Source organism: Pseudomonas sp. B21-032, from assembly GCF_024748965.1.
Lineage (GTDB): Bacteria > Pseudomonadota > Gammaproteobacteria > Pseudomonadales > Pseudomonadaceae > Aquipseudomonas.
On sequence record NZ_CP087180.1, the window covers coordinates 4,976,082 to 5,001,887 of the forward strand.

The 25,806-nt window shown below is 58.2% G+C and carries 26 protein-coding genes and 2 pseudogenes; 15 read left to right on the forward strand and 13 right to left on the reverse strand.

Features of this window, described 5'->3' with window-relative positions; genetic code table 11:
* The first annotated feature begins 114 nt into the window (after positions 1-114).
* The 3 genes from tnpA to tnpC all read left to right on the forward strand — a co-directional run bounded on the left by tnpA (position 115) and on the right by tnpC (position 2,366).
* Entirely contained in the window at positions 115-435 is a 321-nt protein-coding gene (tnpA, locus tag LOY54_RS22905) for an IS66-like element accessory protein TnpA (protein WP_258608021.1), read from the forward strand.
* Entirely contained in the window at positions 432-767 is a 336-nt protein-coding gene (gene tnpB, locus LOY54_RS22910) for an IS66 family insertion sequence element accessory protein TnpB (protein ID WP_232893846.1), read from the forward strand. Before tnpA ends, tnpB begins: the two co-directional genes overlap by 4 nt.
* A 63-nt stretch (positions 768-830) precedes the next feature.
* On the forward strand, positions 831-2,366 hold the full coding sequence (gene tnpC / locus LOY54_RS22915) for an IS66 family transposase (RefSeq protein WP_258608024.1): 1,536 nt from the start codon (positions 831-833) through the stop codon (positions 2,364-2,366).
* Here the strand turns inward: tnpC and LOY54_RS22920 are convergent.
* The 5 genes from LOY54_RS22920 to LOY54_RS22940 form a co-directional block, all read right to left on the reverse strand.
* On the reverse strand, positions 2,363-2,740 hold the full coding sequence (locus LOY54_RS22920) for a hypothetical protein (protein WP_258608025.1): 378 nt from the start codon (positions 2,738-2,740) through the stop codon (positions 2,363-2,365). The genes tnpC and LOY54_RS22920 overlap by 4 nt on opposite strands.
* Before the next feature lie 338 nt (positions 2,741-3,078).
* The gene (locus LOY54_RS22925; protein WP_258608027.1) at positions 3,079-3,471 is read right to left on the reverse strand and encodes a hypothetical protein; all 393 of its coding nucleotides are present in this window, start codon (positions 3,469-3,471) and stop codon (positions 3,079-3,081) included.
* A 14-nt stretch (positions 3,472-3,485) separates the two neighbouring features.
* Complete coding sequence (locus LOY54_RS22930; protein ID WP_258608028.1) at positions 3,486-3,893, reverse strand: hypothetical protein; 408 nt, start codon at positions 3,891-3,893, stop codon at positions 3,486-3,488.
* Positions 3,890-5,317 (reverse strand): PAAR domain-containing protein, encoded by a 1,428-nt coding sequence (locus LOY54_RS22935; RefSeq protein WP_258608030.1) that lies wholly within the window; start codon positions 5,315-5,317, stop codon positions 3,890-3,892. Before LOY54_RS22935 ends, LOY54_RS22930 begins: the two co-directional genes overlap by 4 nt.
* A 3-nt stretch (positions 5,318-5,320) precedes the next feature.
* Positions 5,321-5,737, reverse strand: a complete 417-nt coding sequence (locus tag LOY54_RS22940; protein WP_258608032.1) for a hypothetical protein — start codon at positions 5,735-5,737, stop codon at positions 5,321-5,323.
* Between the two features lie 200 nt (positions 5,738-5,937).
* On the opposite strand from LOY54_RS22940, the gene LOY54_RS22945 reads away from it, so the two are divergent.
* A complete protein-coding gene (locus tag LOY54_RS22945; RefSeq protein ID WP_213603285.1) occupies positions 5,938-6,243 on the forward strand; it encodes a DUF3509 domain-containing protein in 306 nt (101 codons plus the stop codon).
* Here LOY54_RS22945 and LOY54_RS22950 read toward each other — a convergent pair.
* The 3 genes and pseudogenes from LOY54_RS22950 to LOY54_RS22960 form a co-directional block, all read right to left on the reverse strand.
* Positions 6,212-6,445 (reverse strand): annotated as a pseudogene (locus LOY54_RS22950) (phosphate-starvation-inducible PsiE family protein); the annotation flags it as partial. The gene LOY54_RS22945 and the pseudogene LOY54_RS22950 overlap by 32 nt on opposite strands.
* 84 nt (positions 6,446-6,529) lie before the next feature.
* On the reverse strand, positions 6,530-7,399 hold the full coding sequence (locus tag LOY54_RS22955) for an RES domain-containing protein (protein WP_258608034.1): 870 nt from the start codon (positions 7,397-7,399) through the stop codon (positions 6,530-6,532).
* 314 nt (positions 7,400-7,713) lie between these two features.
* Positions 7,714-9,048, reverse strand: a complete 1,335-nt coding sequence (locus LOY54_RS22960; protein ID WP_258608036.1) for a hypothetical protein — start codon at positions 9,046-9,048, stop codon at positions 7,714-7,716.
* A gap of 654 nt (positions 9,049-9,702) precedes the next feature.
* Between LOY54_RS22960 and LOY54_RS22965 the strand changes: the two genes are divergently transcribed.
* Together LOY54_RS22965 and LOY54_RS27730 are read left to right on the forward strand one after the other, a co-directional pair.
* Positions 9,703-10,659, forward strand: a complete 957-nt coding sequence (locus LOY54_RS22965) for a hypothetical protein (RefSeq protein ID WP_258608038.1) — start codon at positions 9,703-9,705, stop codon at positions 10,657-10,659.
* 1 nt (position 10,660) lies between these two features.
* Positions 10,661-11,143, forward strand: coding sequence for an adenylyltransferase/cytidyltransferase family protein (locus LOY54_RS27730; protein ID WP_408980537.1), 483 nt, complete (start codon positions 10,661-10,663; stop codon positions 11,141-11,143).
* Positions 11,144-11,190: 47 nt separating this feature from the next.
* Here LOY54_RS27730 and LOY54_RS22970 read toward each other — a convergent pair whose 3' ends face one another.
* The 3 genes from LOY54_RS22970 to hmpA form a co-directional block, all read right to left on the reverse strand.
* Positions 11,191-11,664: a phosphate-starvation-inducible protein PsiE gene (locus LOY54_RS22970; protein ID WP_258608040.1), complete on the reverse strand. Its 474-nt coding sequence runs from the start codon at positions 11,662-11,664 to the stop codon at positions 11,191-11,193.
* Positions 11,665-11,693: 29 nt separating this feature from the next.
* On the reverse strand, positions 11,694-11,987 hold the full coding sequence (locus LOY54_RS22975) for a phosphate-starvation-inducible PsiE family protein (RefSeq protein WP_408980538.1): 294 nt from the start codon (positions 11,985-11,987) through the stop codon (positions 11,694-11,696).
* A 171-nt stretch (positions 11,988-12,158) separates the two neighbouring features.
* Positions 12,159-13,340: an NO-inducible flavohemoprotein gene (gene hmpA / locus LOY54_RS22980; RefSeq protein ID WP_258608042.1), complete on the reverse strand. Its 1,182-nt coding sequence runs from the start codon at positions 13,338-13,340 to the stop codon at positions 12,159-12,161.
* 153 nt (positions 13,341-13,493) lie between these two features.
* Here hmpA and norR point away from each other — a divergent pair, with 153 nt between their 5' ends.
* From norR to LOY54_RS23000, 4 genes are all read left to right on the forward strand, one after another.
* The gene (gene norR / locus LOY54_RS22985; protein WP_213603281.1) at positions 13,494-15,047 is read left to right on the forward strand and encodes a nitric oxide reductase transcriptional regulator NorR; all 1,554 of its coding nucleotides are present in this window, start codon (positions 13,494-13,496) and stop codon (positions 15,045-15,047) included.
* 80 nt (positions 15,048-15,127) lie between these two features.
* Positions 15,128-16,027: a chemotaxis protein gene (locus LOY54_RS22990; RefSeq protein ID WP_045197161.1), complete on the forward strand. Its 900-nt coding sequence runs from the start codon at positions 15,128-15,130 to the stop codon at positions 16,025-16,027.
* Positions 16,028-16,106: 79 nt separating this feature from the next.
* On the forward strand, positions 16,107-16,418 hold the full coding sequence (locus tag LOY54_RS22995; RefSeq protein ID WP_093379574.1) for a hypothetical protein: 312 nt from the start codon (positions 16,107-16,109) through the stop codon (positions 16,416-16,418).
* Positions 16,415-17,164 (forward strand): YkgJ family cysteine cluster protein, encoded by a 750-nt coding sequence (locus LOY54_RS23000; protein WP_258608044.1) that lies wholly within the window; start codon positions 16,415-16,417, stop codon positions 17,162-17,164. Before LOY54_RS22995 ends, LOY54_RS23000 begins: the two co-directional genes overlap by 4 nt.
* Positions 17,165-17,170: 6 nt before the next feature.
* Here the strand turns inward: LOY54_RS23000 and LOY54_RS23005 are convergent, their stop codons facing one another.
* The gene (locus LOY54_RS23005; RefSeq protein WP_371128667.1) at positions 17,171-18,256 is read right to left on the reverse strand and encodes a methyl-accepting chemotaxis protein; all 1,086 of its coding nucleotides are present in this window, start codon (positions 18,254-18,256) and stop codon (positions 17,171-17,173) included.
* Between the two features lie 216 nt (positions 18,257-18,472).
* Positions 18,473-18,754: pseudogene (locus LOY54_RS27735) on the reverse strand (PAS domain-containing protein); the annotation flags it as partial.
* A 291-nt stretch (positions 18,755-19,045) separates the two neighbouring features.
* Between LOY54_RS27735 and LOY54_RS23010 the strand changes: the two are divergent.
* From LOY54_RS23010 to LOY54_RS23030, 5 genes are all read left to right on the forward strand, one after another.
* Positions 19,046-20,212, forward strand: a complete 1,167-nt coding sequence (locus LOY54_RS23010) for an efflux RND transporter periplasmic adaptor subunit (RefSeq protein WP_258608046.1) — start codon at positions 19,046-19,048, stop codon at positions 20,210-20,212.
* Positions 20,209-23,301 (forward strand): multidrug efflux RND transporter permease subunit, encoded by a 3,093-nt coding sequence (locus LOY54_RS23015; RefSeq protein ID WP_258608048.1) that lies wholly within the window; start codon positions 20,209-20,211, stop codon positions 23,299-23,301. The genes LOY54_RS23010 and LOY54_RS23015 overlap by 4 nt, the downstream gene beginning before the upstream one ends.
* Positions 23,302-23,310: 9 nt before the next feature.
* Positions 23,311-23,985, forward strand: coding sequence for a heavy metal response regulator transcription factor (locus tag LOY54_RS23020; RefSeq protein WP_045197149.1), 675 nt, complete (start codon positions 23,311-23,313; stop codon positions 23,983-23,985).
* Entirely contained in the window at positions 23,960-25,342 is a 1,383-nt protein-coding gene (locus LOY54_RS23025) for a heavy metal sensor histidine kinase (protein WP_045197148.1), read from the forward strand. Before LOY54_RS23020 ends, LOY54_RS23025 begins: the two co-directional genes overlap by 26 nt.
* Before the next feature lie 175 nt (positions 25,343-25,517).
* Positions 25,518-25,733: a hypothetical protein gene (locus LOY54_RS23030; RefSeq protein ID WP_258608050.1), complete on the forward strand. Its 216-nt coding sequence runs from the start codon at positions 25,518-25,520 to the stop codon at positions 25,731-25,733.
* Positions 25,734-25,806 lie beyond the last annotated feature (73 nt).

Below are 25,806 nucleotides of genomic sequence, written 5' to 3' on the forward strand. Positions count from 1 at the left end.
AGCCAATGATGATCGTAAGCGTCCGGCGAACTCACCTTCCGAACTCCAGCTTTAAGGGCGATGGTGTCCGCGTATTTTTAAGCGGACGCGATCACCCTTATCGCCAGGATTTCCATGCGCCAACGAAGCTCTTATCCGAAACCGTTCAAAGCCCAGGTCGTTCAGGAATGCCTGCAACCTGGCGCATCCATTTCCAGTGTCGCCATCAGCCATGGCATCAATGCCAACGTTATCCGCAAATGGATGCCGCTCTATCGAGATCAGCCCGCAGCGGCTTCACTACCGGCATTCGTCCCGCTTAAAGCCGCACCTAAACGGCCAGCCGAAGCGCCAGTGATCATCGAGTTGCCCATGGCCGGGCAAGTGATCACGGTGAAATGGCCAACCTCAGACCCTGAAGGCTGCGCGCAGTTTATTCGGGCTGTCACTCGATGATCCGTATCGATGCCATCTGGCTGGCCACCGAGCCGATGGACATGCGCGCCGGTACCGAAACCGCATTAGCCCGAGTGATCGCGGTGTTCGGTGCGGCGAAGCCGCACTGCGCTTACCTGTTCGCCAATCGCCGGGCTAACCGGATGAAAGTGCTGGTGCACGATGGCGTCGGCGTCTGGCTTGCAGCGCGTCGACTGAACCAAGGCAAGTTCCACTGGCCCGGCATTCGCCATGGCTGCGAGGTCGAACTCGACAGCGAGCAACTCCAGGCGTTGGTACTGGGTTTGCCGTGGCAGCGAGTCGGCACGGGTGGCGTGATCAGCATGCTGTAATCGCCGGCCATTTGACCGGTCTGCTTGTCGTCGTTTCGGGCCTGCTCTGGCACAATCGGCGGCATGACTTTCTCGCCCAACCTCGACCAGATGACCCCGGAACAGCTCCGTGCCTTGGCGGCACAGGCGCTGCAGTTGCAGTCCCAAGTCGAGGCGATGAGCAGGAAGATCCAGAACGATGAAATCCTCATCGAACAGTTCAAGTTCGAAATCGCCCTGCTCAAGCGCCACAAGTTTGCTAAGCGCAGCGAGCAAATCAGCCCGGCGCAAGGCAGCTTGCTGGATGACCTGCTCGACACAGACCTTGAAGCTATCGAAGCAGAGCTGAAACAGCTCCTCCCAGCTTCGCCACAGGTCGAGCCACGGCAATCCCCGAAACGTGCGCCATTGCCGCCGCAGTTTCCACGCACGGTGATCCGCCACGAACCGGAAAACACTCAGTGCACCTGTGGCTGCCAACTTCAACGCATCGGCGAAGACGTTAGCGAGAAGCTGGATTACACGCCGGGCGTGTTCACTGTCGAGCAACATGTGCGTGGCAAATGGGCCTGCCGTCAGTGCGAGACACTGATGCAGGCGCCGGTGCCGGCGCAGGTTATCGACAAAGGTCTCCCGACCGCAGGGTTGTTGGCCCACGTGATGGTGGCGAAGTTTGCCGACCACTTGCCGCTGTACCGGCAGGAGAAAATCTTTGGCCGCGCGGGGCTGGCAATCGCTCGCTCGACCCTGGCCCAGTGGGTCGGACAAACCGGTGTGCGGCTCCAGCCGCTGGTCGATGCACTGCGTGAAGCCGTTCTGAACCAGGGCGTGATTCACGCTGATGAAACACCGGTGCAAATGCTTGCGCCGGGCGAGAAGAAAACCCACCGAGCCTATGTCTGGGCCTACAGCACGACGCCGTTTTCGGCGCTCAAGGCGGTGGTCTACGACTTCAGCCCAAGCCGTGCTGGCGAACACGCGCGTAACTTCCTGGGCGACTGGAACGGCAAGCTGGTTTGCGATGACTTCGCTGGCTATAAAGCTGGTTTTGAGCAAGGCATCACTGAGATCGGCTGCATGGCCCACGCCCGTCGCAAGTTTTTCGATCTGCATGTGGCGAACAAAAGTCAGCTAGCCGAACAGGCGTTGCACTCGATCAGCGGCCTGTACGAGGTCGAACGCCAGGCGCGGGACATGAGTGATGAAGATCGCTGGCGAATACGTCAGGAAATGGCGGTACCGATCAGTAAAAAACTGCATGACTGGATGTTGGCCCAGCGCGACCTGGTGCCCAACGGATCAGCCACGGCCAAAGCCTTCGATTACAGCCTGAAACGCTGGGTAGCGCTGACGCGCTACCTGGACGATGGAGCTGTGCCCATCGACAACAACCAAGTTGAAAACCAGATACGGCCGTGGGCACTCGGGCGCTCGAACTGGCTGTTTGCCGGATCGCTGCGCAGCGGTAAACGGGCGGCTGCGATCATGAGCTTGATCCAGTCAGCGCGTATGAATGGGCATGATCCATATGCCTATCTCAAAGATGTACTGACGCGGTTGCCGACGCAACGGGCCAGTGAGATCGGGCGACTGTTACCGCATCAGTGGGTGTCTGCCTAACTTACGCAAGGTGAGTTGGGCGGACGCTTACTGATGATCAACCAGGAAGCAATCAATAATCGTCGCCGAAGCCGTGGCGGAAAGTTGCGCAGATCCTCTGCATCCATCATTCTCAGGCGGATACAGAGCTTTGGATAAAGCATTGCACCGCAAATCGTGCTGAGCAAATAACAGCGCGATTTCAACCTGGTGGTCCCCCAGAACGGTATCTGCTGCTTTAGCCAGAGACTGTTTGGAAGGCTGGCAATGACGAGGTCGAAGTCCCGGCTGCGGGCGATGTAGGTTTCCATGGCTACGCCAAATAAGAGGATGACAAAGGGTGCAAAACCGAAAGCGATCGCAACGCTCGGCGGCCAAGTGTTTATGTCAATCATGTTTCACCTGATAAATCTTGTCTCCTAGGCATTCTCCGATGGTGTTGAAGTCGCGGCTGCAGGCGATATACGCGCCCATCGCCACGCCGGAAAGACTGGGCACGAAAGGAGTCAGCATGAAAGTAAATGCCCACCAAGAACTACAAAATTCCGTTATGGATTGACCTTTTTATAAACGAATTCCCTGAGCCATTCGCCACCTGCTTTAACTCCTGGCCCGCCAGCAAGCGACCCACCAGAAAGCTTCCGGCCTCAGCAAATCGAATCTTTTTACACTCCTGAGTCTCCTCTGCTCTGCAAACTTCCAAGGCGAGCCCATGGGGCTCGCTTTTTTTTGCTCAGGTTTTTGAAAGCTTGATCAGGCCGACACCGATAAACAGCCAGGCTGAGCCAATGATGATCAACCAGGAAGCAATCAACAATCGTCGCCGAAGCCGTGGAGGAAAGTTGCGCAAGTCCTCTGCATCCATCATTCCCAGGCGGATGCAAAGCTTTGGATAAAGCATTGCGCCGCAAATCGTGCTGAGCAAATAGCAGCGCGATTTCAACCTGGTGGTCCCCCAGAACGGTATCTGCTGCTTGAGCCAGAGACTGTTTGGGAGGCTGGCAATGATGAGGTCGAAGTCCCGGCTGCGGGCGATGTAGGTCTCCATGGCTACGCCGGTTATACCCATCACGAAGGGAGTCAGCATGAAGGCAAATGCCCACCAAGAGCTCCAGAAGCTGCTCACAGTTCCAGCCAGCACTAGCGTTGCACCAACAGCTTGATCAAGGCAACTCCGATAAACAACCAGGCTGAGCCAATGATTGTCAGCCAGGAAGCCACTAGCATTCTGCGTCGAAGGTACCGAGGGAAGTTACGTAACTCTTCGGCATCCATCATCCCTGATCGAACACTAAGTTTCGGATAGAGCAATGCTCCACTGATTGTGCTGAGCAGATAGCAACGTGACCTCCAACCTGTCGTCCCCCAGAAAGGCATCTGCTGTTGAAGCCAAAAACTCTTTTGCAAGCTCGCAATCATGGTCTCAAAGTTTCGACTTAAGGCAAGGTAGGTACTCATTGCCACACCAGACATCATGATCACGAACGGCGTGAACAAGAACGCGAATCGTAACCCTGGATGCCAGGAATAGTAGAAGTCAGGCGTCATGGTCCCGTCCAATTGTAAAGTGCCTCCCCCGTGAGCTCCCCAGCCTTGCCCACCCCATACCCTCCAATCAGCGAACCACCACCAACCAGAACAATTCCACAAATCGCTCCGCCAACCCCAGCACTGGTAGCGGCAGCAATTCCGCATACAGCTACAGCTGCCTTCCCTCCCCAATAAGCACCAGCACCACCACCCGCCAGCCCCCCAGAAAAGCTCCCAGCCTCAGTAAATCGAATCTTCTTACACTCCTCCGTCTCCCCCGCTCTACACACTTCCTGCACTTTGAGAACCGACGCGCCACCCCCCAGGGCAATACCGACATACCCACCGTGCTTAAGGTATTTCGCGGTCCGGGATACCTGCTCAAGGTGTGTGGCATAACCCGGGATCTCTCCCGGCGCACCGGCACGGCTCCAGTGGTGAACCAGGCTTTTGGTCGAGATGCCGAGGTCTCGACGCAGGCTCTCGTAATTGCCCAGGTTCAATGGCTTGTTGAGAAACGCCGTCTTCAACTGGGCATCCAGCTGGCGGTACAGCTGTTGGCGGGAGGCGAAAAACTGCGGGCTGTTCAGATGCCCGTAGGTGCTGAACGAGCGCTGATGCAGCTGTTCAAGCGCGCGCAGGCTGTTTTCAACCTGGCTCAAACCATGACCGAGCATGTCTTTGCCGACGCCCATCGACTGGCTGGCGCCGCTGAACAAGCCGGCGATTTCACCCTGGTAGCGGACCATGAAGTTGGCCTCCTCCTCGGTCAGCGGCGCCAGTACCTCGCGCACCTGGGCGGCAGCGACCATCAATTGAGCTTCCTCGCGGGTGCAACTCATGCCGGTGTCGGGGTCGCCGAGGACGAACAGTTCACCGGCCTTGAAGCCTTCGGCGAAGGTGGGGTTAAGCCGCTGCAGCCGGGCGCTGAGGTAGCGGTTTTCGCCGCCAAGCCGGGCCAGCACCTGCTGACCCGACATACTGCGTGGCACCACATAGAAGCCCGGCTCCAGCGCGCCGGGCGCACTGGACATGGCTGAAGCGGGATTAGTCGTAGCGATGGCGGCTGGCCTGGGCGTCGCCGCAGGCGGCTTGAAGGCCTGGCCAGCCGGCGCGGTAAAGCCGCCCGCTACCGGCGCCGCTCTGGCGCCGCCGCCATCCAGCGGCGCGACCAGGCGGTTGCTGCCGGCCGGACAGCCGCAGTCGATCTGCGCACCATCAAAGGCGATCGGCAGCCCGTCGATGGTCCAGTCAGCATACCCTTCGGCAATCTTGCCGGCCTGGCCGCACTCCGGGCATGGCGTGGTGGCATCCCCCAGGCGCAGGCTGCCGACCCCGTTCTGCAGGTGACTGGACTGGCTGCTGAGGCAGGTCGCCCCGCTGGTGGTCGGGTCGCCATGCTGCCCGGCGCCGCGACCATTGAGGTTCAGGCGATAGACCATCGCTCACCTCGCGCTCGTGAGGAAATCGTCCGCCAGGGGTACACCGTGCTGCTTGCTGATCAGCGCAGTGTTTTGTGGGGTGTCGATGATTTCATCACCGTTGCTCAAGGCACTGCCGACCAGGGCAATGGCCTGATCCTGCAGTTGCCCTTGGGCTCCGGCGCCGCTGATGATGTGCGCGCGGCTGCCGTCCGGGTAGTCGGCATAGTCACCGGTCTGCGCCACGCGCACCACCTGGCCATCGTCCAGGGTGATGATCAGTGGGGCACTGGCCTGGCGAATGACACCCCCCTTGCGCGTGCGGCTGCCTTGGGTTGCCAGACGATAGATGGCTTCGGTAACAGAGGATGAAACGGCTGCGCTCTGTTGCGAAGTCAGCGCGTTGGTGAAGGAAGAGGTGGGTTGATTATTCCGTGTCATGTGTAGCTTCCTTGGGCAAATGAAGCCCGGAACCTAGCACGGTAAAGGTGGCCTTCTGCCTGGGCAGAGGCAATTCAGAAGCATCCCACTCGGTCGTAGGATTTAGCTGTCAGATATCGCAAAAGATCGTGAGAAAAGTTACCTGAACCAACCCTCCCCCTCCCGGTCAATCACTGCATGTCTTTGCCAGGTGAAGCTCCATGATCAACCCTTTCGCACAGATCAACGCCGCTTTTGCCCCCGAGTACCGGGTCAACCTGAGTATCGAGCGGCTCGACGGCAGCATCATGCTGACCCTCTCCAACGACACCGGCATCGTCGCCAAACGGCTGATCAGCCCGGCCCAGCGCAACGACCCGCAGCGCCTGCAGCGCTTGATCGAAAGCGTCCAGTTCGGTATCGCCATCGAACAGGGCCACAGCGCCGTGGAAATCCTCGCCGCCATGACCCGCAACGGTGCAAAAGCCGGCCAGGTTACTTCGCTTCCTCGATCTCCTTGCCACTAGCATCGATGGCTTTGGTCGACGGGTAGCGGTACGAGGCGTAGCGCACCACCAGGATCGAGAACGCCAGCAGCAGGATGCCGCCGCACACGTACAGCAAACCGGCGTCCGGCGCCTTGTGGTGCGACACGTCGCCAATCAGCAGGCGGGTCAGCGCGGTGATCGCTACATACAGCAGGAAGCGGATCGGCATGTGGTTGGTCTTGACCAGTCCTGCCGCCCAAAAATGTCATTTTTGATCGACCTCAGCCATATACAGGAACTGAAAGGTCTGGTCGACGAAGTATTCTCACAACCCTGGATGCCAAGGTGGCTCAAGCCTGCAAGCTATATTGTCTTCAATCTTCCCTTTTCCCCAGACTAGTTTGCCTTCTGCAGTGATACCTAAGACATGCTCAGTTCGTGTAGTTTCGTAGTATCCACATGCTAAATGGCGAGCCCTCATACGACGAGCAGCCACTACACTCCAAGAGTCCCAGAAATCATCAATTCGCACTGCGAAATTTATCGCACCATGCTGTCTAACACTCGGATAAGCGACTGCAGAAATTTTCCTATTTTTCTTAAAGATTGCTTCAGAAACAAATGATGAAACCAGATACTTCTCATCATCACCAACCAAGCACTCAAACAAAAATGCATCCGTTATAAGAAGAGATCGAGCTTGATCAATACTACAGGCGTTCAGCATATTATTTATGGCAACCGAAGCATCGCCGGATAGAAACCCTCTGCCTGTACGCTGAACTTGCAGCATTTCACCTATAGGGGCAATCCTACATTTAGCACCTTCTCGAATTCTCAGCTCAGAGAGCAATACAAAGTTGTCACTTATGTGAGTTTCACTAAACGCTGTTTCCGGCCTATCTGCAATGTAAAGAACCGGAAACCCTTCAGGATTAGCTCGACCAACGGAAGGTTTACCGCCAACCCTCCATAGAAAATCTTGAACTGAGGAAGGATAATCATGTTCATCAATCTTCCTTGCCCGCCTAAATACAGAGCCTGCACCAAAATCCATGCTAAGCAAAGGATGAACCTTGACCAAGTCAGATATCAACGAGTGCTTTTCATGAAGCTTAGCTTCTGAAAATCGCTCAATTCTAGCGATTAGTTCACTTAGAGGTAAGGGTGGAAATTTATGCGTAATATTATGCATACGTCCTCGACCATTCTTTCAATACCACAACCAACAACACTTTATATAAAACTTATCACCCTACTAAAAGCAAATAAATTCGAGACACTCATGACAACAAAAACGGACAGGAAACTTACATAAAAGACAAAGAGTTAATATATCAGATTACCAATCAAGTCACTCTACACCGCATGCGTCGCTGGCCACCTCATATTTATTCATGATCAATCCCCCGTCAACACGTAACCATTAGCAAATCTTATACCCCCACCAAGTACGGAAGAAGAACGTACAGATGGAATACATCTTCATGCATGGAGGCATAGCAAAAATTAATCGCTGCTCGTGTAGGGCCACCCTTCATGAAAAGGATATTTATTTAAAAACAACATACAGAGCAATTCAGTTCGAGCTTCCAGGCCTTCACTACTGGACAGTCGAACGCCCAAATCTCTAACTAATTCTGGAGAGCTTTTCGCCAGTAACGTAACAAGATCTAGCATAGAAAAGTTATACTCCTCCCCTTGCACTAGCATGCCTCCTATATTTTTCTTCGTCACATCATCAAAGCCTGGAAACTCTTTAATATTGAGATTTTTAGATAACTCCGAATCAGACGCCTTAACAAAAACTTCAGATATATTCGAATCCAACCACAGTTCTGCTCCAGCAGGTAGATCAAGCCGAGTATTTAATTTTTTGGGCGGATGCTCTCGAGGATCAGCGAGATCTAGCCCTGCTGTAGCACTGTGGAGCAATGAGAGGGCAGCTTTGCATCCAAATGCCACTTCTGGATTAGTAAGGAACATTGATGAAAATCGAGTAAACGCCTGAGGAGGATGCTCAATCAGTCCGGGTATATGTATTTGAAGCCAGCACTGTATTATCGGCGGCTTCTTCGAGAAAAATTTTATATGCCCGAGCTTATTTGAAATACCCCTAAGAGCGTCTTGCACAACATCCCGTGCATGATCATTAGTGACTCCCATAGTAAGCCCATTATGACTGTATGCGACCCTTGTAACATCTAGGGCAATCACCCCATAACATTTAGCTAAAATCCCTTTTCTTTTAGGCATCCTCGCCAATATCTGCTGCTTAGCCTTTAGAATGTTTTCTTCTAACTGTTTCGCATTGGACACCCTTTTACACTCTATATAGAAATGCTGCCTACCTTTGAACGCCAAAATATCAGTCTCGGTAGACAGGTCCACCACAAAACCAGAAAGGCAAAAATAGCTTGCGATGCGTAGTTCAAACTGAATATTACGCGACTCTGAATTTTTATCTAAAGCTGCAAAATCAGCCCCCGCAACAACTTTACGGAGCCGATCATCAATACCATTTGGCACATGCACCTTTAAACCCTTAAGAATATGGGCCAGCTCATCAACTTCCCTCAGCACGTATAAATACCAATCTAAATCATGCTGAAATCGAGCATCGGTAACATTCTTAAATACCTTCACGGGGTCCGACTTTTCAATCCCGAAATCCGAAGCGGCCCTGAGATACTTCTGATATCTATCGATACGAGTGTTTTTAGTTTCAATTCCCCGACAATTCAAAAACACCGTCAGATTTTCTAAATCAGATAATTTATCTTCAATAGAAATACCAGGAAGCGAGCAAACTGGTATTTCATAAGCTTTTTTCTGCTCTACCATAGCATCTTCCCTGCAAACACATAAATAGAACTTAACAGTATCAAAAAAACACCAAATCAAAACTGTATATTTTGAAGCCTAACGAACTGAAACATTCACAACTTCACAACTTCACAACTCACTATACATTCCAGATTACTCACACTGCACACAGTAGCATTAGGATAGCTTGATTCAAGAGCCAAAGATCTTTGCTGTCTATTCTTTACGTAAACATTATGAATCAAAACATCAAAACTCAAATCCCTCAGGACTAAGTCTATGATTATTTTATCATCAAGCCTTATGTCTCTTCGCTTTTTAATCGAAAGATCTCTCCGAAAAACCAGATCACCCCCAAACTTCTTTAGAGCTCTATCCCTTGCATCATTGTATATCTTTAGCCCTGCAGAAGTAGTCAAGTCTAAAACTTTCGAAGTTTGGCACTCAATTCGACTTTTTACTACGGCACACTGTTCCTCAGCGTACTTAGACAACGCCCACTCGCTTGCGTTTGTAAAGGCACACGCAAAGCCGTCAAGAAAGAAATACACACCGCTACCAAGCCAGTCCTCAGCACTTGACACGCAATGATAGCCTTTTGCTAGAATTGCCTCAGCACGTACAACCGAAGTCCCATGAAACCCATCTAAAAAAATACTACCCGAATTCATCATGAGCAAATTCAAGCCATCACTTTACATTATTGCCGGATTATTGAATCGTCTGGCCAAATATTACATGTCTAGAAGTTTTTACTCAAAGCTTTCTCTAAATTTTCTTGCGGCTGCCCTTGCCTCATCAGCGACCCCAATCCTAACCATACTATTAAATGCTGGCTTGAAATACTTCGACCCACAAAACCCTTCCATCACTTGCACAAATTCATCGATTGAGGTGATGAGCCTTATCTTCTTTTTTACATTTACATCATTATGCGTCTTTTTTGCACTCAAAGCTAACTCTCAAAAAATAAAAAATGCAAACAAAGAAGCGATTATAGACGATAAAAAAACCGGCGATAGCTTCGAGGTAGGTCTTTCAACTGTACAGTTCCATTGCGGTAATGTGACGCATATCTCTGGAATTGACGTGGTGGTTACATCAGAAGACACTGATTTGAATCTTGGCTCTATTTCCGGAGCATCCGTCTCTGGTAGAGTTCGAAAAATGGCCGCCACCTTTAATAAGGCTGGGGATTTAACAAAAGACAATCTCAAAACATTTATTGAGCAGTGGAAAGAAAGCGAAAATAAGCTTGGAGATTTCAGGCTAGGAACCACAGTCGAATGTAACAACACTTACAATGCAGCACACAAAGATATTAAAACCATAATATTCGCAGTAGCTATAAGAAAAAACGGCAACAACACGAGCAGCATAGAAGAAGCAGCTATAGATTTAATTATATCTTCCTCTATAGACATTGCGATAAAGAATTCGCAGGATAGTATATACTTTCCTGTTTTTGGGCTTGGTCGTGGGGGCATAGCTCAAAATATTGCTATCCCAGCCACAGTAAATGCCATTAGGAGAAAATTAACTTCCTTGCAAAAACCTATGAAAGTCTACATTGGCGTTCATACATTCGACGACCTATCTGAACTTAGCTTACAGTTATCAGCAATCTGACATGCTTTCATTCATCCAGGAATTAGAAACACTACGAAGCAAGTGCCTGACTATAGGCTATACCTCAGGCGTATTTGACCTCTTACACCAAGGCCACTTGGATTACATCTATGCATGCAGAAATCTTTGCGACATATTAGTTCTTGGAGTCGATTCCGATGCCCGCGTACAGATTTCTAAGGGCAACCAAAGGCCTTTCCAAACAGTTGAAGACAGAATTCACACTTTGAAACCTCTAGTAAATTTTGTCTTCGAAAAGAGAACCGCATCAATCGATTACATTCGCCAGATCAAACCAAACGTTCACTTTTATTCTGCGAGCAGGATAATCGAAAGCAGCAAAATTCATGAATTATCGACACTAAATAACTTCAAACACATCCATTTCATCCAACGCAACCCGAACTATTCAACAACAGAGAAAATAACAAAAATACTCATAGCGCGAAATCAGGAGAACAAACTTAAAATGGAGCCAGATTAGTTAATCAGCTCCATTTGACTTGCAAGCAACTCCCACAAGCTATAACACTATTTTTCTCCATCACTGTTGCCCACCACCTCACCTGAGGAATCTATAGGCTTGCTAGAAGGGAATTGATAAGATGCATATCTAACCGCCAGAACAGAAAGTGCTAGGAATAATATTCCTCCGCATAGATATACTAAACCTATATTCGGTTCCTTATGGTGAGAGACATCACCTATCAAATATCTGGTCAGAGCGGTGATGGCGATATACAAGAGGAAGCGAATAGGAAGATGATTGGTTTTGAAATATATACCAACCATCGCACCAAGCTCTAAGTAAATAAACAATAAAAGTATATCATCTACACTAGCATGACCCTTATCTATCATATCCTTGAAGGCCATGACAGACGCCCATGCAGTTACTGCCCCAATAGCGAACAGCCCTAAGTAATGAAATCCTTCGACTAGCAAGTTTCCGATCGAATTTGCGTTGTCATGCATACGCTTTCGATTTTTATCTGCCCACTTCATTTCCTGCACCTCTCGGATCTAATCTTCAATCAAGCGTTCCACCCACTGGGCTGGGTCTTACCGTGTGTTAGATACATATGGTTGGTCTTGAAGTAGATCCCCACCATGGCGCCGAGCTCGAGGTAGATGAACAGCAGCAGGATGTCGTCGACGCTGACGCCCTTGCCGAGCATCTCGATGAAGGTGAACACGGCCGCGTAGGCGGTGATGCCACCGATGCCGAACAGGGCCAGGTAGTGGAACGCCTCGACGCACAGGTTGCCCAGCGAGTCGGCCGAGCCATGCAGGCTCTTGCGCAGTTTGTCAGCCCAATTGATGCTCACGATACGGTTTCCTTGATACGGCTGGAAGGATGATGCGCCAGGCGCATGACGCTTTGTCTGCATGCAGTAAAAAGGCCAGGCCCCCTGCTTGAGAAGGCGACCGGTTGCCGCAAGGCACAGCCATCGCTGGCCGTGCCCCTATCCTTTCAGTTCGCGGTTACCGAAACGTGTTTACTCCAGCGCTGAGGCCGGGCCGAAGAATTCGTAGCGGCTCTGCTGCTCGGGCACGCCCAGGCCCTTGAGGTGGCGCTTGACGCTGGCCATGAAGGCTTTCGGGCCGAGGAAGTAGGCGTCCACATCACGCTCTTGCGGCAACCACTGGCCAAGCTGATCGGCGCTGAGCAAACCCACGGCGTCCGCCGGCTGGCTGACGCCATCGTCCTCGGCATAGCAGTAGAAGCGCTTGACCTGCGGGTGGCGCGCCGCCAGTTGATCGACCCAGTCGCGGAAGGCGTGCACCGCGCCGTTGCGCGCGCAGTGAATGAAGTGCACCAAACGGCCGCTGTCCAGCGCCGCTTCGAGCATCGGCAAGGTCGGGGTGATGCCGACGCCGCCGCTGATCAGCACCAGCGGCTTGTCGCTGGCACTCAAGGTGAACTCGCCCGATGGCGGGAACAGGTTGATGCTGTCGCCTACCGCCAGCTGCTGGTGCAGGTAGTTGGAGACTTTGCCGCCGGCTTCGCGCTTGACGCTGATGCGGTACTGGCCGGCATTGCTCAGGGCCGACAGCGAATAGTTGCGGCGCTGTTCGACGCCGTCGATCAGCAGTTGCAACCCGATGTACTGGCCAGGCTCGGCCTGCAGGATCGCGCCGCCATCAACCGGGGCGAAGTAGAACGAGACGATTTCGCTGCTCTCCTCGACCCGCTCGACCAGCTTGAATGCGCGCGCGCCACGCCAGCCACCAGGGGCCGCAGCTTTTTGTGCATAGACCTCGCCTTCGGCACCGATGAGGATATCGGCCAGTTGCTGATAGGCCGCGCCCCAGGCGGCGATCACTTCAGGGGTGGCGATGTCTTTGCCGAGGACTTCTTCGATGGCGCGCAGCAGGCAGCTACCGACAATCGGGTAATGTTCCGGCAGGATCTGCAAAGCCACATGCTTGTTGATGATCTGCCCGACCAGGCCACCCAGTTGTTCGAGCTGGTCGATGTGCCGGGCGTACATCAGCACGCCATTGGCCAAGGCCCGTGGCTGGTCGCCGCTGGCCTGGTGGGCCTGGTTGAACAGCGGGCGCACTTCGGGGTACTCGCTGAGCATCAGCTTGTAAAAATGGGTGGTCAGCGCTTCACCGCCGCTTTCCAGCAGGGGTACGGTGGCTTTGACGATTTTACGATCCTGGGCATTGAGCATGGATGACTCCTGAGCCTGTGGCTTCTTGATGAATGCCTGAGTTATTACAGCTTTCGTGCCAACTATTTAATCCATATAAATCAACAACTTATAAATTATAGAGTCATAACGACAACATCTGCGATATAGTCATTTTGACCCACAGGAGTCTTTATGACCGCAAAATCCCTGCTCACTGCCTTGCTGCCGCTGGTCAGCGACCTGTCCCGCGAATTGCCCGAACGCGAGCGCTACCGGCGCCTGCTCCAAGCCATGCGCAGCCTGCTGCCGTGCGATGCCGCGGCGCTGTTGCGTCTGGACGGCGAATGGCTGGTGCCCCTGGCGGTGGACGGCTTGAGCACCGATACTCTCGGGCGGCGCTTCAAGGTCGATGAACATCCACGCTTTGCCGCCATCCTCAGCCGCGAAGAGCCCACCCGCTTCGCCAGCGACAGCGACTTGCCCGACCCTTATGACGGCCTGGTCGAAGGCCTGCATCATCAGCTTGAGGTCCACGACTGCATGGGCTGCCCGCTGTTTGTCGACGAACAGCCCTGGGGCCTGATCACCCTCGATGCGCTCGACCCGGAGCAGTTCCAGCAGGTCGAGCTCGATGCCCTGCAGGCCTTTGCCAGTCTGGCCGCGGCTACGGTCAATGTTGCCGAGCGCATCGAACAACTGGCCTTGCGCGCCGAAGACGAACACCAGCGCGCCGAGGTGTATCGCCAGGCCAGCGGCCAACAGCACAAAGAACTGATCGGCCAGAGCAAGGCGCACAAACGCCTGCTGGAAGAAATCCGCCTGGTCGGCAGCAGCGACCTGACGGTGTTGATCACCGGCGAAACCGGGGTCGGCAAGGAGTTGGTGGCCCAGGCCATCCACCAGGCCTCGAGCCGCGCCGAGCGGCCGATGATCAGCCTCAACTGTGCGGCGCTGCCCGACACTCTGGTCGAGAGCGAGCTGTTCGGCCATGTGCGTGGCGCCTTTACCGGCGCGGTCGGCGAGCGCCGTGGCAAGTTCGAGCTGGCCAATGGCGGCACGTTGTTTCTCGATGAAGTCGGCGAGTTGTCGCTGAGCGTGCAGGCCAAGCTGTTGCGCGTGCTGCAAAGCGGCCAGTTGCAACGCCTGGGCTCGGACCAGGAGCACCGCGTCGATGTGCGCCTGATCGCCGCCACCAACCGCGACCTGGCCGAAGAAGTGCGCGCCGGGCGTTACCGCGCCGACTTCTACCACCGCCTGAGCGTGTATCCGCTGCTGGTACCGTCGCTGCGTGAGCGTGGGCGCGATGTGCTGCTGCTCAGCGGCTACTTTCTGGAACAGAACCGCTCGCGCATGGGCCTCGGTAGCCTGCGCCTGAGCGCCGAAGCCCAGGCCGCGTTGCTTGCCTACAGCTGGCCGGGCAACGTGCGCGAGCTGGAACACCTGATCGGCCGCTCGGCGCTCAAGGCCCTGGGTCAACATGCACAGCGGCCGAAAATCCTCACCCTGGAGGCCGCTGACCTGGACCTGCGCCCGCTCGAGGCGCTGCCGACACAAGCCGAAACACAGCCGCTGGTCGAAGCGCCGCTGCCCGTTGGCGACCTGCGCCAGGCCCTGGATGACTACCAGCGCCAGCTGATCCAGGCCTGCCTGGAGCGCCACCAGCACAACTGGGCCAGCACCGCCCGCGAGCTGGGCCTGGACCGGGCCAATCTCAGTCGCCTGGCGAGGCGCTTGGGTCTACGCTGATTTCACCGAGTGATTAAAGCCACGGGCTGCCGGGTCGATAACCTGGCATCTCCCCCTATTACTCTGCCCTGAAGGTGCCTATGGCGTCGCAAAATGCCCGCGCGGACTCGCTGTCGCTGCTGCTGTTTACCCTGCGCAGCGGCAAGCTGATGGCGATCAACCTGCTCAAGGTCAGTGAAATCATCCCTTGCCCGCCGCTGACCAAGCTGCCGGAGTCGCACCCCCACGTCAAAGGCGTGGCCACCCTGCGCGGCAACTCGCTGTCGGTCATCGACCTGTCCCGGGCCATCGGCGAACGGCCGCTGGCAGACCCGGACGGCGGCTGCCTGATCGTCACCGACATCAGCCGCTCCAAACAGGGCCTGCACGTGCAGGCGGTGAGCAAGATCGTCCATTGCCTGAGCACCGACATCAAGCCGCCGCCCTACGGCTCGGGGAGCAAGTCGTTCATCACCGGCGTAACCCGGGTCGACAACACCCTGGTGCAGGTGCTGGATATCGAGAAGGTCATCCACGGCATCGCCCCGCCGCCCCATGAGGTGGCCAGCTCCGAGCTCAATGCCGAAGATGCTGCGGTACTGGCCGCCACCAACATTCTGGTGGTCGATGACAGCCAGGTGGCCCTGCAGCAGTCGGTGCACACCCTGCGCAACCTCGGCATCGAGTGCCACACCGCGCGCAGCGCCAAGGATGCAATCAACACCCTGCTGGAACTGCAAGGCACCGAGCGCGAGATCAACGTAGTGGTATCGGACATCGAGATGTCGGAGATGGACGGCTACGCCTTCACCCGCACCCTGCGCGAAACCCCTGACTTCCAGCACCTCTACGTGCTGCTGCACACCTCACTGGACAGCGCCATGAACAGCGACAAAGCCAAGGATGCCGGCGCCAACGCGGTGCTGACCAAGTTCTCCTCGCCGGAGCTGACCGACTGCCTGATCGTCGCCGCGCGCACCGTGGCCTTCGAAGAACGCTGACACATACCCGCGAAGCGCTGCGCTTGAATGTGCCTGAGGCTCAGGCACAATTGTGCGCACACCTTTGCGAGTACCCGCCATGAAAGCCCTCCTCTTCACCCTGCTCGGCTGCGCTGTGTTCAGTGCCGGCGCCCAGGCTTCCAGCAGCCAGGCCTGGAGCGAGCATGAACAGCAGGTCCTGAAAAGCTGCATCGCCGCCAGCCAGCTCAAACAGGTCAAGGCCCTGGGCAAGGCCGCCGAGTTCGACGACCGCGTCGGTTACAGCGCCTTGCTGCTCGAAGGCCGCTACCCGCAAAAACACATGAACAACCGCAAAGGCACCGAGCTGTGCCTGTTCGATAAAAAACGCAAGGCGGCTTTCGTCACCGAGTGGGCACCCGGCCAACCGTGAACAGCGCACCTGCCTCCGATATCCGTTTCGACTGCACCGGCTGTGGCAAATGCTGCACCGGGCATCATGTGCCCCTGACCTTGAGCGAAGCCCGCCACTGGGCTGGCTCTGGCGGCCAGGTCATCGTCCTGGTCGAAGCCTTCCTCGCCAACGGCCTGGGCCTGCCGGCCGAGCAGCGCGAGCACGCCATGCGCCGCTCCTGGCCGGTGCCCTGCGGCAGCAGCGAAGCCTGGGTGACCATCACCTTCGCTGCCTTCAACCCCGGCCGCTGCCGCAACCTGGATGACGACAACCGCTGCGGCATCTACGAGATCCGCCCGCTGGTGTGCCGCATCTACCCGATGGAAATCAACCCGCACATCCCGCTGCGCCCCGAAGCCAAGGACTGCCCGGGCGAAGCCTGGCAAAGCGGCCCGGCGCTGATCCACGGCAATCAATTGGTCGATAAGCGCCTGGCGGAGCTGATCGAGCGTTCGCGCCAGGCCGATCGCGATGATATCCGTGCCAAGGTTGCCATCTGCCAGGCGCTGGGCATCGATGTCAGCGCGCTCAAGGGCAATGGCTTTACCGCATACCTGCCCGACACTGCCGCGCTTGCCCAGGCCCTGCAACAACCGGCGCTGGAGCAGCCGCTGGCGCCGTGGACGCTGCATGTGGTCGATCCGCAACTGAGCGCCGAGCTTGAAGCCTGCGGCGCGCAGGTGCGCAGCGAGCCGAGCCTGTACTACAGCTTCATCGGTTTTTGAATCACCCTACTGGCAGCGCCGCCAGAACTCATCGGCCAGCCGGCGCAGGTCTTGCGCCAGCCCGGCCACGTCGGTGGCGCTCAGGTGGCTCTGCTGGCCGACCTGCACGGTGGCTTCGCTGGCCTGGCGAATGCTGATGATGTTGCGGTTGATGCTCTCGCTGACCTGGCTTTGCTGCTCGACTGCCGCGGCAATCTGCAGGCTCATTTCACTGATCTGGTTGACCCGCAGGCTGATGCCGTCCAGGGCGCTGGCGGCGCGCTGCGCCTGTTCGACACTGTGCCCGGCATGTTCGCTGCTCTGCTGCATGACCTGCACCGCTTCGCGCGCACCATTTTGCAGAGCGCTGATCATCCGCTGGATCTCGTGGGTCGACTGCGCGGTGCGCTGGGCCAGGCCGCGGACTTCGTCGGCAACCACGGCAAAACCACGGCCCTGGTCACCGGCTCGCGCTGCTTCGATGGCAGCGTTGAGGGCCAGTAGGTTGGTCTGCTCGGCGATGCCGCGAATCACCTCGAGCACCCCGGTGATCTCGCTGCTGTGGCTTTCCAGATTGTGGATAACTTCGGTGGCCGAATTCAGCGAGTTGGCCAGGTTCTGGATGGCGCTGCGGTTGAGATCGACCAGTTGATGGCCGGCCTGGGTTTCCCCTTCGGCCTGGTCGGCAGCCTGCGAGGCTTGCTGGGCGCTGCTGGCAACCTGGGCAACGCTGGCGGCCATCTGGTTGATCGCGGTGGCCACCTGGTCGGCTTCGCTTTGTTGCTCCAGGCTGTTGCTGTGGCTGCTTTGCAGCGACTGGGCAAGGCTGCCGGTATGCCCGGCCAGGCGCCGCGAGGTATCGCCGATACGCCCGACCACCGCACCCAACTGGCCCTTGAGCATGCGCAGGGCGAAGTCGATCTGGCCGATGCCGTCGCGCCGGCCGGTGTACAGCTGCTGGCTCAAGGGGTTGTCGGCAATCGCCTGAGCCTGCACGCGCAGGCGCTCCAGCGGGCGCAGGGCAATGAAGATCATCAACGCCGCCAGGCCGCTGGCCACAATCAGCTCCAGCGCACCTTGCCATGGCAGCACCGGCAGCAGCAGGCGACTGATGGCAAACACCGCCGCCAACGCCAGGGTCACCCCGCCCCACAACTGCCAGCCCAACCCCAGCACCGGCAGACGCTGCCACCAGCGGTTGCGGCCACTGCGCAGGTGGGCGTAACAACGCTCAGCGGCCTCGACCTGCTCGGCACTGGGCTTGGTCCGCACCGACTGGTACTCCATGGCCTGACCGTTGCTGGAGATGGGCGTAACAAAGGCGCTGACCCAGTAATGGTCGCCGTTCTTGCAACGGTTTTTCACCAGGCCCATCCATGAGCGGCCGCTCTTCAGCGTTTGCCACATCTGCGCGAAAGCCTGGGGCGGCATGTCCGGGTGGCGGACGATATGGTGGGGGTTGCCGATCAACTCTTCGCGGGTAAAGCCACTGATCTTGATGAAATCGTCATTGGCGTAGGTGATCTGGCTGGTCAGGTCAGTGGTGGAAAGGATATTGGCGTCACCGGGATAATCCACATTGCGACCGGTCACAGGCAAATTGCTCTTCATCGGAGGCACTCGTTTTTGTCGGGGAGAATCGGCAGGGCGTACGACTCTAGTGGCAAATTTTTGCGCAATCTTGATCCAGCTCAGGATATTGGCACTTGGCCATTACCGAGCTGAAATACACAGAATCTGCTGTGTTGGCAGGTCGGGCCTCATCGCGGGTCAAGCCCGCTCCCACAAAGGAGCGGTGTACGCCAAACCTGTCAGCGCTGTCAGTTAGCGGTCACGCTGCTGACCTGATTGAGCAGCTATAACGCTAAATACTCACCCTTCCGTCCGCGGTGCCCTGCAAGCATGCGAATCAAGCGTCGTTCCCTCGTTATCTGCGCCCTGCTCATCGCCGTGGCAGGCGCCGCGCTGTGGCTGGGCAATCGCCCAACCCAGGAAAAATCCGCCAGCACCAGCGCCATCCCGGTGCGCGTGGTCAGCGTCAAGCAGCAGGACGTGCCGCGCTTTGTCAGCGGCATCGGTTCGGTGCTGTCGCTGCACAGCGTGGTGATTCGCCCGCAGGTCGAAGGGCTGCTGACGCAGTTGCTGGTCAAGGAAGGCCAGGCGGTCAAGCAAGGCGACCTGCTGGCCACCATCGACGACCGTTCGATCCGCGCCAGCCTCGAACAGGCCAAGGCCCAACTGGGCCAGAGCCAGGCGCAGTTGCAGGTGGCCGAGGTCGACCTCAAGCGCTACCGCCTGCTGAGCACCGACAACGGCGTCTCAAAACAGACCCTCGACCAGCAGCAGGCGCTGTTCAACCAGCTCAAGGCCACGGTACTCGGCAACCAGGCGGCGATTGCCGCCGCTCAAGTGCAACTATCGTACACGCAGATTCGCTCGCCGGTGACCGGCCGGGTCGGTATTCGCAATGTCGACGAGGGCAACTTCCTGCGCGTGGCCGACACCCAGGGGCTGTTCAGCGTGACCCAGATCGACCCGATCGGTGTCGAGTTCTCGCTGCCGCAGCAATTGCTGCCAACCCTGCAGGGCCTGCTCACCGCGCCAACCCCGGCGGTGGTGCAAGCCTACCTGGAAGGCGACGGCGACAGCGGCGGCACGCTGCTGGGCGAGGGCAGGCTTAGCCTGATCGACAACCAGGTGGCGGCCAACACCGGCACCATCCGGGTCAAGGCCGAGTTCGCCAACCCGGATGCGCGGCTGTGGCCCGGGCAACTGGTGACCCTCAAGCTGCAGACCGCGCTGGATCAAAAAGCCCTGGTAGTGCCGCCGCAAGTGGTGCAGCGCGGCATCGACGGCCATTACGTGTACCGCCTCAATGGCGACAAGGTCGACAGCGTGCCGGTCAAGGTGCTTTACCAGGACAGCGTGCTGAACATCATTGCCGGGGTCGCAGCTGGCGACCGGTTGGTGTCCGACGGCCAGTCGCGGCTCAAGCCCGGCGCCCATGTCGAAATCGCCCCTGAGGCGCCGCCGCCAGAAGACGTGACCAGCGCCAAGGTGCAGCCATGAACCCGCGCGGCTCGATCAGCGCCTGGTGCATCGACCGCCCGATCGCCACCCTGCTGCTGACCTTCGCCCTGGTGCTGCTCGGGGTCATCGCCTTTCCGCGCCTGCCGGTGGCGCCATTGCCCGAAGCCGATTTCCCGACCATCCAGGTTACCGCGCAACTGCCCGGCGCCAGCCCGCAAACCATGGCCTCGTCGGTGGCCACGCCGCTGGAGGTGCAGTTCAGCGCCATCCCCGGCATGACCCAGATGACCTCCAGCAGCGCCCTGGGCTCGACCAACCTGATCTTGCAGTTCACCCTCGACAAGAGCATCGACACCGCCGCCCAGGAAGTCCAGGCAGCAATCAACACCGCCACCGCGCGCCTGCCCCAGGACATGCCCAGCCCGCCGACCTGGCGCAAGGTCAACCCGGCCGACAGCCCGGTGCTGATTCTTACCGTGAGCTCGGCGCAGATGCCGGCCAACGAGCTCAGTGATTACGCCGAAACCCTGCTGGCCCGCCAGTTGAGCCAGATCGACGGGGTCGGCCTGATCAACATCACCGGGCAGTTGCGCCCGGCCATCCGCGTACAGGCCCAGCCAGAAAAACTTGCAGCCCTGGGCCTGACCCTGGCCGACCTGCGCCAGGCCATCCAGCAGACCAGCCTGAACCTGGCCAAGGGCGCGCTGTACGGGCAGAACAGCGTGTCGACCATCGCCACCAACGACCAGTTGTTCCACCCTGAGGAATACGCCCAGCTGATCGTCTCGTACCGCGACGGCGCGCCGGTGCACCTGCAGGATGTTGCCAAGGTCATCAATGGCGCCGAAAACGCTTACGTCAAAGCCTGGTCCGGCGAGCAGCAGGGCCTGAACCTGGTGGTGTTCCGCCAGCCCGGGGCGAACATCGTCGATACCGTCGACGGCATCATGGCGGCCTTGCCGGGGCTTGAGCAGATGCTGCCGGCATCCGTGCAGGTGTCGGTGCTCAACGACCGCACCCAGACCATCCGCGCCTCGCTGCACGAGGTGGAGATCACCCTGATGATCGCCGTGCTGCTGGTGATCGGGGTGATGGCGCTGTTCCTGCGCCAATGGTCGGCAACCCTGATCGTGTCGAGCGTGCTCGGTGTGTCGCTGGTGGCCAGCTTCGCCCTGATGTACCTGTTCGGTTTCAGCCTGAACAACCTGACCCTGGTGGCCATCGTCATCTCCGTGGGCTTTGTGGTCGATGACGCGATCGTGGTAGTGGAGAACATCCACCGTCACCTGGAAGCCGGTGACGGCATGCGCGAGGCGGCGATCAAGGGCTCGGGCGAAATCGGCTTTACCGTGGTGTCGATCAGTTTTTCGCTGATTGCCGCGTTCATTCCGCTGCTGTTCATGGGCGGCGTGGTCGGGCGGCTGTTCAAGGAGTTCGCCCTCACCGCCACCTCGACCATCCTGATTTCCGTGGTAGTGTCGCTGACCCTGGCGCCGACCCTCTGCGCCCTGTTCATGCGCCGCCCGCAACACAACGCGCAGGACACCCCGAGCCGCCTGCTCGGCTGGTACGAGCGCGGGCTGGTCAAGGCCCTGGCCCACCAGCGGCTGATGCTGGGCCTGTTCGGCCTGACCTTCGCCCTGGCGGTGGTCGGTTACATTGCCATCCCCAAAGGCTTCTTCCCGGTGCAGGACACCGGCTTCGTGCTCGGCACCAGCGAGGCGGCGGCCGATGTCTCCTACCCGGACATGCTCGAAAAACATAAGGCGCTGGCCAGGATCGTCGAGGCCGACCCGGCCGTGCGAGCCTTCTCCCATGCTGTCGGAGTGACCGGCAGCAACCAGACCATCGCCAACGGCCGCTTCTGGATCGCCCTCAAGGACCGTGGCGATCGCGACGTTTCGGCCAGCGAATTCATCGACCGCCTGCGGCCGAAGCTGGCCAAGGTGCCGGGCGTGGTCCTGTACCTGCGCGCCGGCCAGGACATCAACCTCAGCTCCGGACCAAGCCGCAGCCAGTACCAGTACGTGCTCAAGAGCAACGACGGCCCGGCGCTGAACCTCTGGACCCAGCGCCTGACCGAGCGGCTGAAGGCCAACCCGGCCTTTCGCGACCTGTCCAACGACCTGCAACTGGGCGCCAGCGTCACCCGCATCGACATCGACCGCAAGGCCGCGGCGCGTTTCGGCCTGACCACCACCGACGTCGACCAGGCGCTCTACGATGCCTTCGGCCAGCGGCAGATCAGCGAGTTCCAGACCGAGACCAACCAGTACAAGGTGATCCTCGAACTCGACGCCCGCCAGCGCGGCAAGGCCGAGAGCCTCAACTACTTCTACCTGCGCTCGCCCTTGAGCGGCGAGATGGTGCCGTTGTCGGTGCTGGCCAAGGTCGCGGCGCCGAGCACCGGGCCGTTGTCGATTGCCCATGACGGCCTGTTCCCGGCCGCCAACTTGTCGTTCAACCTGGCCCCCGGTGTGGCCTTGGGCGACGCGGTGCAGATTCTTGAACGCACCCAGCGCGAACTGGGCATGCCCGATTCGATCATCGGCACCTTCCAGGGTGCGGCCCAGGCCTTCCAGAGTTCGCTGTCGAGCCAGCCGTGGCTGATCCTCGCGGCGCTGGTGGCGGTGTACATCATCCTCGGCGTGCTCTACGAGAGCTTCGTCCATCCGCTGACCATCATCTCCACCCTGCCCTCGGCCGGGCTCGGCGCCCTGGCGCTGTTGTGGCTGTCGGGCGAGGATTTTTCGATCATGGGCTTGATCGGCATCGTGCTGCTGATTGGCATCGTCAAGAAGAACGGCATCCTGCTCATCGATTTTGCCCTCGACGCTCAGCGCCACCAGGGCCTGAGCGCCGAAGAGGCGATCCACAAAGCCTGCCTGACACGTTTTCGGCCGATCATGATGACCACCCTCGCCGCCCTGCTTGGCGCCGTGCCGCTGATGTTCGGCATGGGCGCCGGCGCCGAGCTGCGCCAGCCGCTGGGCATTGCCGTGGTCGGCGGGCTGCTGGTCAGCCAGGCGCTGACACTGTTCACCACACCGGTCATATACTTGGCCCTGGAACGCCTGTTCCACCGGCGCCAGACGGCCGTGACCATGGCGCAAACCGATGCCAGTTGAGAGCCGACCATGCGTGTGCTGATTATCGAAGACGAACAAAAGACCGCCGACTACCTGCACCGCGGCCTCAGCGAGCAAGGCTTTACCGTGGACCTGGCGCGCGACGGTATCGATGGCCTGCACATGGCCCTGGAAGGCGACTATGCGGTGATCGTCCTCGATGTGATGCTCCCGGGCCTGGACGGCTACGGTGTGCTGCGCGCCCTGCGAGCGCGCAAGCAGACGCCGGTGATCATGCTCACCGCCCGCGAGCGGGTCGAAGACCGCATCCACGGCCTGCGCGAAGGCGCCGACGACTACCTCGGCAAGCCGTTCTCGTTCCTCGAACTGGTCGCCCGCCTGCAAGCCCTGACCCGCCGTGGCGGCGGCCATGAGCCGGTGCAGATCCAGGTCGCCGACCTCTGGGTCGACCTGATCAGCCGCAAGGCCAGCCGCGCCGGGCAGCGCCTGGAGCTGACCGCCAAGGAGTTCTCGCTGCTCAGCGTGCTGGCCCGCCGGCATGGCGAAATTCTGTCGAAAACGGCGATTGCCGAGCTGGTCTGGGATATCAATTTCGACAGCGACGCCAACGTCGTCGAGGTAGCGATCAAGCGCCTGCGCGCCAAGCTCGACGGGCCTTTCGAAACCAAACTGCTGCACACCATCCGAGGCATGGGCTATGTTCTGGAAAACCGTGCCGACTAACTCCATCGCCCTGCGCCTGAGCGCGCTGTTCACCCTGGTGGCACTGGGTGTGTTCCTGGTGATCGGTACCGCGCTGTACAAGCAGGTCGACCGCAGCCTCGACCTGCTGCCCACCGCCGAGCTTGAAGCGCGCTTCAGCGTGCTGGAGTCGTCGCTGACCCGCTACGACACCCGCGAGCACTGGCAGAAGATCACCAACAAGCTCAATTTGCTCAGCGAAGAAGACCGGCGCATCCGCTTCTGGGTGGTCAGCGACGGTAGCCCGTTCGAGTATGGCCAGCCAGACGCCAGCATCCGCACCTTTGCCCAGGGCCGGCTGGGCATGCGCGACCTGCACCTGGCCGCCAGCCCCTACCCTTACAAGGTACTGGTCAGCGAACTGCCGGCCATGGGCAAGCGCCCGGCCCTGCGCTTTTTGATCGGCATCGACACCGAGACTTTCTGGCACACCCAGCACACCTTGCTGGTGGCGATCATCAGCCTGTCGGTGCTGGGCGTGGTGCTGGCCTCGTTGCTCGGTTACTGGGTGGCGCGCTATGGCTTGCGGCCGTTGCTGGCACTCTCGGCCGAAGCTCAAAAGCTGGCGCCACCGCGCCTGAGCGGGCGCCTGCAACTGGCCGACCTCGCCCCGGAGCTGGCGCAGTTCGCCAGCGCCTTCAACTCGACCCTGGAGCGCGTCGACCAGGCTTACAGCCGCCTGGAAGCCTTCAACGCCGACGTCGCCCATGAACTGCGCTCGCCGCTGACCAACCTGATCGGCCAGACTCAGGTCGCCCTGACCCGTGGGCGCAGCGCCGAGCACTACTTCGAGGTGCTGCAATCGAACCTTGAAGAACTCGAGCGCCTGCGCAGCATCATCAACGACATGCTCTTCCTCGCCAGCGCCGACCAGGGCAGCAAGGCCACGGCGCTGACCAGCACCTCGCTGGCCGAAGAAGTGGCGACCACTCTCGACTACCTGGACTACATCCTCGAGGACGCGCGCATCAGCGTGCAGGTCAGCGGCGATGCCCAGGCGCGCATCGAAAAGGCCCAGTTGCGCCGGGCGCTGATCAACCTGCTGAACAACGCGGTGCAGCACACCTTGCCCGAGCAGGTGATCCAGGTGCGAATCGAGGAGCAGCACGGCCAGGTAAGCATCGCCGTGAGCAACCCGGGGCCGGCAATTGGCGAGGAACACCTGGCGATGCTGTTCGAGCGCTTCTACCGGGTGGATGCGGCGCGCAGCAACAGCGGCGCCGGCAACCACGGGCTGGGGCTGGCGATCGTCAAGGCGATTGCGCTGATGCATGGCGGCAGCGTGTTCGTGCGCAGCCAGGCGGGGGCCAATACCTTCGGGATCCTGTTGCCGGCTTGAGGGCCTCATCGCGGGTCCGGTGTACACAGATCCATTGTGGGAGCGGGCTTGACCCGCGATGACTATTACCTTTGACGCAACAGTGCTTATCCTAAAAGTAACTGTTTCTATCACCCATTTCCGACTAATTTAGTCAAACCTAATCCACACTTGCCAAGCAAGAAGGTTGTTGCAAATGTCCAACAGTATGGGTGTTGCCAGCGTATTCGTCCTGTCGTCCCTGTTGCTGTCGCCACTGGCCATGGCTGAAGAATCCCCGGCCTTTGTTGCCCGTAATGCCGAGCGCGCCGCCGTCGTTCAGGAAGCCTTCGCCGCGCAACGTTCCGAGCAGGCCAAAGGCCTGGAACAGACCGCTTCCAAGGCTCAAGCGAGTGACGCTTCCGATAGCTGATAGCGCCACGCTCCACTCCTTCGACTCCCTCGATGGCCGTACAGGTGACTTGAGCGCCTGTGCGGTTGTCTTT